Origin of the sequence: Geobacillus sp. PK12 (assembly GCF_004123125.1) — a bacterium.
Taxonomy (GTDB): Bacteria; Bacillota; Bacilli; order Bacillales; family Anoxybacillaceae; genus Geobacillus; species Geobacillus zalihae.
Genome location: NZ_SDKL01000001.1, coordinates 64,358 through 73,960, shown reverse-complemented (window position 1 = coordinate 73,960; position 9,603 = coordinate 64,358). Strand labels below are relative to the sequence as shown.

Here is a 9,603-nt window from a genome sequence, read left to right as displayed (position 1 = left end):
CTCTACCAATTGAGCTAAGTCGGCATGATAGAAGTAGACCGTGACTCCTTGGCTTCTGTTGTGTCCCTTCCTCTACCAGCCAATTCGAAGACGCTGGATGCGTCGGGACAACTCGAAGCAAATTCGACGATGCAGATGCTCGTCTCTACCAATTGAGCTAAGTCGGCATAATAGAAACGTCAGTACAAATGACAGCTTTATGGCGGAGGAGGAGGGATTCGAACCCCCGCGGGCTGTGACACCCCTATCGGTTTTCGAAACCGACCCCTTCAGCCAGACTTGGGTACTCCTCCATAACTGTTTGGAGCGATGCGGTCGAGAGGACTTGAACCTCCACGGGGTTGCCCCCACTAGGCCCTCAACCTAGCGCGTCTGCCATTCCGCCACGACCGCGTAGAAGTGGAGCGTAGGGGATTTGAACCCCTGACCTCTTCGCTGCCAGCGAAGCGTTCTCCCCCTGAACTAACGCCCCATCATGGTGGAGTATACTGGGATCGAACCAGTGACCCCCACGCTGTCAACGTGGTGCTCTCCCGCTGAGCTAATACTCCACGTTGTTTGCCTAGCAGCGACCTACTCTTGCAGGGGCGCTGGCCCCAACTACCATCGGCGCTGGAGGGCTTAACTTCCGTGTTCGGGATGGGAACGGGTGTTTCCCCTCCGCTATCACCACTAGGCAATGGCGACGATATTTATTATAAAACAATAAAACAGTTTGTCAAGGATTTTTTATTGTCGTTCCTTCAGAATCGGAACGACAATGTAAAATTTACTATAAAAAAACGAAAGAGTCAACCCTCTTTTTCATTTTTTTCGATCTTCACTGTCCCTTTCTCGAAAATTCTTGTCATCCCCTTCTTTATACGCGTATAATAAAGGAAGAAGGAACGTATAATAAAGCAGGGCATTGGCGGCCACCAATGCCCTGTCCATACACAGCCGCTGCAAGAAGTGCAGTGGCCCAAGCCTCGGGCATCGTAACCTACCCTCGCCTCGGCCTAGCAGGGTGGGTTACTTTTTGTCTTTGGATACGGCGATCACCGCGACGATGAGTGACGCAAACGCAATCATGAGCGTCAGCGCGTCGGCAATCGACATCATCAGCACCACCCCCTTTCGTTCAGGGAGTGGCCACTGCCCACCCTGCATATGGCTGTGCATGTTTCATTATACCATCAAATCAAACAAATGCGAATATACATTCGCATCCTCGTTGAAAATTAGGAATGTTTCCCTACCCGAGGGGGACAAACGCCACTTTTCCTGTTGCTTCGTATCGCCGCTTCCACAGTCCTTCTCCCCTGCTTCCTATAACCGCTGAAACTCCGACGTTTTCATCAAGCGCTCGAAAAAATGATTTGTATAAAATCAGCGTTTTTCCGAATAATGACCATAGACGAATCTCGCTGTTCCAAGGAGGAAAGGCATCGAAAGATTTTTTGGGCACGCAAGGCGATATTTGGGACACCCAATGGGATATGGTATGCACATTGATTGGGACACTGATTGCCCTATGGCTGCTCTCAAGGTGGCACGACCGGCAGCTTGCGCAGTTGAATGAGCGCTAAATCAAGAAAACAGCGGTTCCCCCTTTCAAAAGGGAGCCGCTGTTTCTATTTCACCTTGTACAAGTAAATCGTCCACGCCGACTCATCGGACGTAAATCTTTTCTCAAGCGTGAGGCCGTTTTCCGCCGCGTTATCGATCGGAACGGCCGAGAAAACGTAGCGGCCGCCCATTTTTTTCAACTGTTCTGTATTCAGCAGCAAGTTCTTCAGCCGCTTTTTCGAGTGTTTCGTGAACATGTACCGTTTCCCAAGTTCCGCTGTAAAAATATAGCATCGCCCGCCCCATTCGTCAAAATATGTGCGGATCGTTTTGCTTTTTTCCAGTTCACGTTCAATGATTTTGCGGAACTCGTATTTATATGACAGCGGATAAAAGTTGTTGTACGTATCGAGCGTATAAAACCCGTTGTATTGCGCGATGGCGGGGTGAATGCCGATGCTGACGACGCGGTAGTCGGACACCGGGAGCCCGATGTATTGCTTGATTTCTTGGAACTGTTTTTCCGCGTAAAATTGTTTTACCGTCGGCTCGTAGCGGAAGACGATTTCTTCGTTAATCAAAAACACCAAGATCACTTGGGCCGCTAGCAGCCGCTTCGCCCACTTTTCTCCTTTTTCGCTGTATTGCCATACGATTTTCAGCGCCAGCGCAAACTGCACATAAATGATCATCGGGCGCAAAAAATGAAAGCGGGCAAAGTTAAACGTGTCTAAAAAATGAAGCCGCTCGGTAAGCGGCAGCCACCCTTTATAAAACCAAAAGGCGTACCATGCCGACAGCGCGAAATTCAGTCCGAATAGGAAAAGAAATAACCGTTCTTGCTTCCACCGTTTTTTCACGAAAACGAGATACAACGCCACCAACCAGCTTGGCAAAATAAAAAACGTATGCTCGGTCATGACATGATGGTGCCCGAGGAGAAAGTTTTTCCACGTCAAGCGGACGCAATGCCAAAACGACAAACGGGCATGGAAGTACTCATCCCGGCTCGTCGGCTCGTCTTCCCATAAAAACGAGTAGACAAGCCTGTACTCGACAAGCAAATAAAGCAGCGTCATGTAAGCGATGGAAGTCAAAAAGCGGATGTTCCACCCTTTCCCGCGCAGCACATCAACAAGCCAAAAAACGCCCATGGCGGCAAGAAAAAAGAAAAATCCGAGCACAAAGCTGGAATAAAACGGGAGAAGCGTAAGCGCGGCGTAATGTCTCCACTTCCCCTCACCTTTTCGGATGCTCAAAAATGCCCAAAGCGCAAGCGGCATGCCCAGCGTGCTTAACATCCCCGACGGCCAAAACAGCGTCAGGGCAAATGCGAGCGCCACGCCGATGCGGACGGCCATCCAACGCGGCTCGGGCAGGAAATGTGTTTTTAACAACCAATACATACCGACAAATGCCACCACCCTTGTGATCGTTTGGCTGAGCGCATAAGCAGTCATCGTGGGAAATAACGCGTGCAGCCAGACGATGCCGGTCAACTCCGAACCGAGGGCGTTTCTTGACAACTGGCCGTTGGCGATTTGCGGAATCTTCGCGTCAAGCGGCCCGGTGATTTTTCCGCTTTCGGAGAGCACCTTATACCAAGCGATATTGGAATCCAAATTATCGTGGACGCGAATATGGGCGTTCTCACCAAGGAGAAAGAGCGGGGACACGTAAAGGGCGATGACGCCAAGCGCCAAAAGGAAAAACCATCGTTCTCGTTGTTCGGCCATCGGCATCACGCTCCCGCCATAGCTGTTCTTGGCCATGAAATCCCTATTGAATACGATGTGCAATAAGAAGAAAATTATTCCTAAGGACGGTCGAAGAGGGTGGTGATTTATGAAAAGGGGGGCTGCGCGTTCTTCTCAGTCTCCTCTTCATTCGCATTTTTTTGCCCCTTCTATTTTCTCTATGCACACCTATCTTAAAATATTAAGGGCAACTTATGGTAGATAGCTCCCCCACTACAATACACAATAGAAAACAGCGGCCTCCCTCTCTTACGGAGCCGCTGTTTAACCTTACTGCGATATTCGTGTTTTTTCCCCCAATCCCGGCATGTGTTTATTCTTCTCTTCCCTCCAGCTGAAAATCGCCGCGAGGATCGCTTCAGAGTTGTGCCACACACTGAAGATCGCACTTGGAACAGCCGCCAAGGGTGAAAAATTCGCTGTGGCAATCGCCACGCCCAATCCGGAGTTTTGCATTCCCACCTCCATGGCGACCGCTTTTTGTTTAGCCAAATCCATGCCGAGCAGAAGGGACAGGCTGAAGTCAAAGGCAACTGGACGAATCCCCCTTAACAAATGTGCCCGCCAACCGCTTGGATATCTTCTTCACGTTCGACCGCCACGTCAATGGCAAGGCGCAGCCCTTCCACGATCGTCTCTAATGCCATGCTGGGCTGCCCGGGATGCCGGGCGGCTTGTTCCGGCAAATACGGAATATGGATAAATCCGCCGCGAATGGGCTTCTTCGATTGGGTGATGTAATGCATCAATCCATAAAATACATGGTTGCAGACGAACGTTCCCGCTGTATAAGAGACAGAGGCTGGTATGCCGTGACGCCTCAACGCCTCGACAATCGCTTTGACCGGCAAAGTTGACCAATAGCCGACAGGCCCGCCTGGAACAACGGGTTCGTCAATCGGCTGATGGCCTTCGTTGTCGGGAATGCGGGCATCATTGATGTTCACCGCTATCCTTTCAACGGAAATATCGGCTCTCCCTCCCGCCTGTCCGACGCAAATCACCACATCGGGATCCACTTGCATGATTGCGTCATGCAAGATGGCTAATGATTGGCCAAATACGGTTGGAATCTCCCGAACTTCAACGATATACCGATCGGTTTTCCATCCAGCTGCTTGCTTGACCGCCTCCAGCGACGGATTCACCGTTTCTCCTCCAAACGGATCAAATCCGGTCACGAGCACTTTTTTCATCGCATCTCCATCCCTTTTTGATGATGAAATTTATAAATCTATGAGTGTAATCACATACATTGCGGCGATGTTGAACGCCAACAGAATCAACGCTGTCGGCACTTGCACGCGAATCACGTGGTTTTTGTCTTTCAAATCAAGCAGGGCGGCGGGCACGATGTTGAAATTCGCCGCCATCGGCGTCATCAAGGTGCCGCAGTAGCCGGAAAACATCCCGAGGGCGGCCACATGATTCGCATCGACGCCAAATTGTTTTATCAGCAGCGGAACAGCGATCCCCGCCGTCATCACGGGAAATGCCGCAAAAGCGTTGCCCATGATCATCGTAAACAAAGCCATCCCGATGCAATAGGCCACCACAATCCAAAACAACGAATGAGTCGGAATAATGGCTTTCACCAAATTGGACACAGCCGCGCCCACCCCAGCAGTCGTAAAGATCGTCCCTAATGTCGCCAGCATCTGCGGCAAGAGAGCAGCCCAGCCGATTGTTTCCAGCAGCCTGCGCGATTCTTTAACCGCCATAAACGGCGTCGATCGAGTCATGGCCATGCTGACGAGCAAAGCAACGAACGTCGCTAGCCCGAGAGACACAAGGGTCACGTTTTTCGGATCGAAAAGAAAAGCGTTTCCAACCTTGACATTTTTCAGCCATGTCACGCCGATGACAGTCAAAACCGGAATCAACAATGCCGGAATGAACAGGCGATGTTTCAATCGATCGCGATGTTGTCTTCTCTCTTCCGGCGTCGCCTCTTGGTAGCTTCCGAGCTTCAATCCCCCGGTTCCGACAATGGCCACCATGATAAGCACAAGCACTCCGGTGTAAAACGGGGGAATGATGCTGCCGAACAGCAACGCCACGCCATAAAGCAAATAAAACAGCCCTGATGTGAAACGCTTCGGGTTTTGGCGATCGGCAAAGGTCCACAAGCTTCCCAACACAACCACAATGCCTAAAAATATGTACACCGCTTCAATGGACAGCCACATTCACTCTATCCCCTTTCCATTCTCCCGATGAAGGAGCTTGTGAAGCGAGCGGTCCAGCCGATGCAGGCGGATGCTGTGAACGATCAACGCGGCCACGGCCGTTGGGATCGCCCATAACGCCATATGCAGCGGATCAGAAGGAATGCCGTTTTGATCAAAAAATCCTTTCATCAACAAAATCGCTCCGATGGCAATGAACACATCCTCGCCAAAAAACAGCCCGATATTGTCCACCGCTGCCGAATGAGCGCGAATGTCATCCCGCACATGATCCGGCAGTTTTCCGTATTTCGCTTCCGCCGCTCCTTCTGCCATAGGAGCGACGAGCGGACGAACCATTTGAGCATGGCCGCCGATGGAAGTAAGCCCAGCCGCGGCTGCCGCTTCCCGGATGATTAAATAGACCGTCAAGATTCTCCCTGTTGTCGCCGCCTTGATTTTCGCCACGACACTCTCCGCCTGTTCCCGCAGCCCAAAGCGTTCCAAAAGGCCGATGACGGGCAATGTGGCGATGAACACCGCCATATACCGGTTGGTCGTAAACGCTGTTCCAAATTGTTCAATAATGTCATACAGCGATTGATGGGCGAGCAATCCTGTCGCCAATCCAGCCGCTGTCACGACAAGAAGTGGATTAATGCGAATAATGAAGCCGATGATGACGATCAACACTCCAATGAGCACCATGTTTCTCTTCTCCTCTCCAGTACATTTTACGGCAAATGTTAATACAAATCGTTACGTCGTTCACCGCACTCTATTTCTTAGTCGGCATCCCCCTCTCCTCCATCTGTCGTTCCATATTTCGGAACAATAGTTTCAAATTTGTTGTTATCATTATATAATTGAGAAAAGTGGAAAATCAATAAATACTTACTGAAAATTTACTTTACAAAATAAAACATCAACTTGCCCGAACCCGTCATGATACATCAAGCCCCCTCTTCGTTGCATCCCTTGCCCCTATTTTGTATCATGAATAATTAAGAGAAATTTAGCAGAAAAAGGAGTGCCCGCCATGACCAAACAACTCCCTCCCGGCCAATTCGAAACCGAAAAATGGCCAATTTTGCATGAGGGCGATGTGTACCAATTCGATGAAGCGACGTGGAATTTCCGATTGTTCGGCGATGTGAAAGAGGAAGTGTCGCTTTCGTATCAAGAAGTGATGCAGCTGCCGAAGACGGTTTCAACCATCGATATGCATTGTGTCACAACATGGTCAAAATTCGACACGACGTTTGAAGGCATCGCCTTCCGCGAGTTTTTGCGCTTTGTCGAGCTCGATCCCGACGTGAAATATGTGAAAATTTACGGATATTTAAACGGCGACCGGTTCGGCTATTCGGCAAACTTGCCGCTTGAAGCGCTGATGGGCGATGATGCCTTGTTTGTCTATCGATGGAAAGACAAGCATCACGACTGGCAGGACATCTCGCCGAAGCACGGCTATCCGCTCCGTTTCATTCCGCCGGCGACGTTTTACTTATGGAAAGGGGCGAAATGGGCGTCCGGCATCCGCTTTATGAAGGAAGATGAGCCGGGCTATTGGGAGGAGCGCGGTTATTCGATGACCGCCAATCCGTTTAAAGAGGAGCGGTTTGCTGAGTGGGTGCCGCGGATTCGCTTTTGACAAAAGCAAAAGAGGGTGTCCCAAACGCAACGGGACACCCTCTTTTATTACAAGAGGTAGGAACAAATCACTTCGGCGACACGATATATTGTATCTCTCTCAAAGAGAGACGATCTTTTGGGACAGCCTCTTTGATCATCAAGCGGCTTGGCGGGATGCCGCTTGTTTCTCAAGCCAAGCACGAAGACGCCAAAAGAGAAGCTGAAATACGATGGCCGCCATCGCTCCTTTGACGGCGTTAAACGGCAAAATCGCCGATACCACCAACGCCTTCGCTTCCGGCGCGCTCATCTGCGGAGCGCCAAGAAAAAGCGTGTACGCCGGCAGAAAGACGTAGTAGTTGAGCACGCTCATGACGAGCGCCATTGTCACTGTTCCCGCCGCCAACCCCAGCAGCAAGCCTTTTTTCGATGCGGCTTTCCGATAAATATAGGAAACCGGCAAAAGGAACGCCACCCCGGCAGTGAAGTTGGCGATCTGGCCGACCGGAACGCCGGTCGCACTGCCGACAAAAACGTAGTTCAACACGTTTTTCAAGAGTTCGACCGCCACGCCGGCGAGCGGGCCGTACAACAAGGCGGCGATGAGCGCCGGAATGTCGCTGAAGTCGACAAGCAAAAAGTTCGGAAACGGCGGCAGCGGAAAGTTGAGCATCATGAGCACATGCGCCATGGCGCCCAACACTCCGATGCCGACAAAGGCGCGGATGGAAATGCGTTTCATGCTTGTTCTCCTCCCCTTCTCGTGATTCATCCTCACAAGAAGAAGGCTGCCGCCGCGAGCGCCAACAAAAACTCCCTTAAACCGAACGAGGCTTAAGGGAGAAAAAGGGTGTGCGCAACTAGACGTTCGCATGCGCCAAAACGAACGCCGGCAAACCTTCATCTTCTCCCATCCAGACTATACTGTCGGCTCCGGACTCGCACCGGATCCTGCCTTGCGGCTCGCGGGCTGAGAGGCCAAGCGCCTCATCACCGCCGGTCGGGAATTTCACCCTGCCCCGAAGATGAATCGCTTATACATTTTTATTATTCCGATGAATTTAGTATACAATACCTCTTTTCGTTTGTCTATCATTTTTTCCCATATGTTTTATGTTTGGCGCCTACTCCGCCCACTTGTCAATTCTCCTTTGGAAGCATATCCCCCGGCTCGAGCACCGGCGGATGGACGTCCACCGTATCGGCGTATTTCAGCCCGGTTCCGGTATTTAATACGACGACCGTCTCCCCGTCGCGAATCCAACCGCTCTCGCGCAACGTTCGTGCCGCCGCAAACGCCGCCGCTCCTTCCGGGCAAATGAACGCCCCTTCGAGTTCGGCTGCCGTCCGCTGTTCAGCCAAAATCGCTTCATCGCCAATGGCAACCGCGCAACCGTCCGTCTCATACACCGCCTCAAGAACAAGAAAGTCGCCAAGCGCTTTCGGCACATTGATGCCAAACGCCACTGTATGGGCGTTCGGCCAAAACTCCGATTCCCGTTTTTTCTCCTTCCACGCCTTGACGATCGGCGCGCAATGCTCGGCCTGCACAGCGACAAGCCGCGGCATGCGGCCGTCCACCCAGCCGAGCGCCTGCAGTTCTTTGATCGCCTTGTAAATGCCGATCAACCCGACGCCGCCGCCGGTCGAATACAAAATGACATCCGGGAGCTGCCACGAGAACTGTTCGGCGATCTCCAGTCCCATCGTTTTCTTCCCTTCAATCCGGTACGGTTCTTTCAACGTCGACGCATCGTACCATCCGTATTCGCGGATCGCTTTGGCGACGATTTGCCCGGCATCGCTAATGAGGCCGTTGACTAAATACAGTTCCGCCCCAGCGATGGCGCATTCCTTTCGCGTCAGTTCCGGTGCATCAACCGGCATGACGACTGTCGCCTGAATGCCCGCCCGCGCCGCGTATAGCGACCATGCCGCGCCGGCGTTGCCGTTTGTCGGCATGGCGAGTCGTTTGACGCCCAATTCCTTTGCTTTCGAAATCCCAACCGCCGCGCCGCGGGCTTTAAACGTCCCGGTCGGAATGACGCCTTCGTCTTTCATATAGAGTGAGTCAATGCCGATATTCCGGCCAAGGCGCGGCATTCGCACAAGCGGAGTCATTCCTTCCCCTAAAGAGACAATATGTTCAGGATGTTTCACCGGCAATAGCTCATGATACCGCCATAAACTCGGTTCTCGCTCCGCAAGTGCCTCCCGCTTCACTTCTTGGCGCATCAACTCCAAATCGTACGCGACCAGAAGCGGCGAACCGCATTCGCAAAGTTGATGGATTTGGTCGACATCGTATGTACGTTCACACTTCGGACAATACAGATGAGACACGTAGCTGAATGACATGGTTTGGCTTCTCCTTTCCATTTGTTTCATCCGCACGAGGCAGGAAGCACCTACTTTCGCGTTTTGGACGAGGCACTGGCCTTTTCATTATACCATAACCGTCCTCTGCCACCGGCGCCTGTAATGGCAGCGTCCGT

At 51.7% G+C, this 9,603-nt stretch carries 8 protein-coding genes, 4 tRNA genes, 1 rRNA gene, 2 pseudogenes and 1 riboswitch; of the genes and pseudogenes, 2 read left to right on the top strand and 13 right to left on the bottom strand.

The window, feature by feature from the left end; genetic code table 11:
* Nucleotides 1-200: 200 nt before the first annotated feature.
* The 6 genes from ETR37_RS00395 to ETR37_RS19690 all read right to left on the bottom strand — a co-directional run bounded on the left by ETR37_RS00395 (nt 201) and on the right by ETR37_RS19690 (nt 1,101).
* Nucleotides 201-293 (bottom strand) — tRNA-Ser (locus ETR37_RS00395).
* A gap of 17 nt (nt 294-310) precedes the next feature.
* Nucleotides 311-393, bottom strand: a tRNA-Leu gene (locus ETR37_RS00390).
* A gap of 7 nt (nt 394-400) precedes the next feature.
* Nucleotides 401-472: transfer RNA gene (locus tag ETR37_RS00385), tRNA-Ala, on the bottom strand.
* A gap of 4 nt (nt 473-476) precedes the next feature.
* Nucleotides 477-551, bottom strand: a tRNA-Val gene (locus ETR37_RS00380).
* Between the two features lie 9 nt (nt 552-560).
* Nucleotides 561-677, bottom strand: a 5S ribosomal RNA gene (gene rrf, locus ETR37_RS00375).
* Between the two features lie 334 nt (nt 678-1,011).
* Entirely contained in the window at nt 1,012-1,101 is a 90-nt protein-coding gene (locus tag ETR37_RS19690) for a putative holin-like toxin (protein ID WP_021322622.1), read from the bottom strand.
* Between the two features lie 311 nt (nt 1,102-1,412).
* Here ETR37_RS19690 and ETR37_RS20070 point away from each other — a divergent pair.
* Nucleotides 1,413-1,568: pseudogene (locus ETR37_RS20070) on the top strand (DUF2238 domain-containing protein); the annotation flags it as partial.
* Between the two features lie 45 nt (nt 1,569-1,613).
* Here ETR37_RS20070 and ETR37_RS00365 read toward each other — a convergent pair.
* The 5 genes and pseudogenes from ETR37_RS00365 to ETR37_RS00345 form a co-directional block, all read right to left on the bottom strand.
* Complete coding sequence (locus ETR37_RS00365; RefSeq protein ID WP_129446768.1) at nt 1,614-3,284, bottom strand: DUF6044 family protein; 1,671 nt, start codon at nt 3,282-3,284, stop codon at nt 1,614-1,616.
* A 291-nt stretch (nt 3,285-3,575) separates the two neighbouring features.
* Nucleotides 3,576-3,812 (bottom strand): annotated as a pseudogene (locus ETR37_RS00360) (transporter, sodium/bile acid symporter family protein); the annotation flags it as partial.
* A 41-nt stretch (nt 3,813-3,853) separates the two neighbouring features.
* Nucleotides 3,854-4,501 (bottom strand): pyroglutamyl-peptidase I, encoded by a 648-nt coding sequence (gene pcp / locus ETR37_RS00355; protein ID WP_020755911.1) that lies wholly within the window; start codon nt 4,499-4,501, stop codon nt 3,854-3,856.
* Nucleotides 4,502-4,531: 30 nt separating this feature from the next.
* Nucleotides 4,532-5,494, bottom strand: a complete 963-nt coding sequence (locus ETR37_RS00350; protein WP_020755910.1) for a DUF979 domain-containing protein — start codon at nt 5,492-5,494, stop codon at nt 4,532-4,534.
* A complete protein-coding gene (locus ETR37_RS00345) occupies nt 5,495-6,181 on the bottom strand; it encodes a DUF969 domain-containing protein (protein WP_129446767.1) in 687 nt (228 codons plus the stop codon).
* A 331-nt stretch (nt 6,182-6,512) separates the two neighbouring features.
* Here ETR37_RS00345 and ETR37_RS00340 point away from each other — a divergent pair, with 331 nt between their 5' ends.
* Nucleotides 6,513-7,127 (top strand): sulfite oxidase-like oxidoreductase, encoded by a 615-nt coding sequence (locus ETR37_RS00340; protein WP_013523784.1) that lies wholly within the window; start codon nt 6,513-6,515, stop codon nt 7,125-7,127.
* A gap of 138 nt (nt 7,128-7,265) precedes the next feature.
* Here ETR37_RS00340 and ETR37_RS00335 read toward each other — a convergent pair whose 3' ends face one another.
* Both ETR37_RS00335 and ETR37_RS00330 read right to left on the bottom strand, forming a co-directional pair.
* Nucleotides 7,266-7,850: an ECF transporter S component gene (locus ETR37_RS00335; protein WP_060788080.1), complete on the bottom strand. Its 585-nt coding sequence runs from the start codon at nt 7,848-7,850 to the stop codon at nt 7,266-7,268.
* Between the two features lie 156 nt (nt 7,851-8,006).
* A riboswitch (FMN riboswitch) is annotated at nt 8,007-8,139 on the bottom strand.
* Nucleotides 8,140-8,248: 109 nt separating this feature from the next.
* Nucleotides 8,249-9,466, bottom strand: coding sequence for a threonine synthase (locus ETR37_RS00330; protein ID WP_129446766.1), 1,218 nt, complete (start codon nt 9,464-9,466; stop codon nt 8,249-8,251).
* Between the last annotated feature and the right edge of the window lie 137 nt (nt 9,467-9,603).

Excerpts from the sequence above, each read along its gene's own strand:
- ETR37_RS00330 (WP_129446766.1), bottom strand. The coding sequence starts at position 9,466 with ATGTCATTCAGCTACGTGTCTCATCTGTATTGTCCGAAGTGTGAACGT.
- ETR37_RS00345 (WP_129446767.1), bottom strand. The coding sequence starts at position 6,181 with ATGGTGCTCATTGGAGTGTTGATCGTCATCATCGGCTTCATTATTCGC.
- ETR37_RS00335 (WP_060788080.1), bottom strand. The coding sequence starts at position 7,850 with ATGAAACGCATTTCCATCCGCGCCTTTGTCGGCATCGGAGTGTTGGGC.
- ETR37_RS19690 (WP_021322622.1), bottom strand. The coding sequence starts at position 1,101 with ATGATGTCGATTGCCGACGCGCTGACGCTCATGATTGCGTTTGCGTCA.
- ETR37_RS00340 (WP_013523784.1), top strand. The coding sequence starts at position 6,513 with ATGACCAAACAACTCCCTCCCGGCCAATTCGAAACCGAAAAATGGCCA.
- pcp (WP_020755911.1), bottom strand. The coding sequence starts at position 4,501 with ATGAAAAAAGTGCTCGTGACCGGATTTGATCCGTTTGGAGGAGAAACG.
- ETR37_RS00365 (WP_129446768.1), bottom strand. The coding sequence starts at position 3,284 with ATGGCCGAACAACGAGAACGATGGTTTTTCCTTTTGGCGCTTGGCGTC.
- ETR37_RS00350 (WP_020755910.1), bottom strand. The coding sequence starts at position 5,494 with ATGTGGCTGTCCATTGAAGCGGTGTACATATTTTTAGGCATTGTGGTT.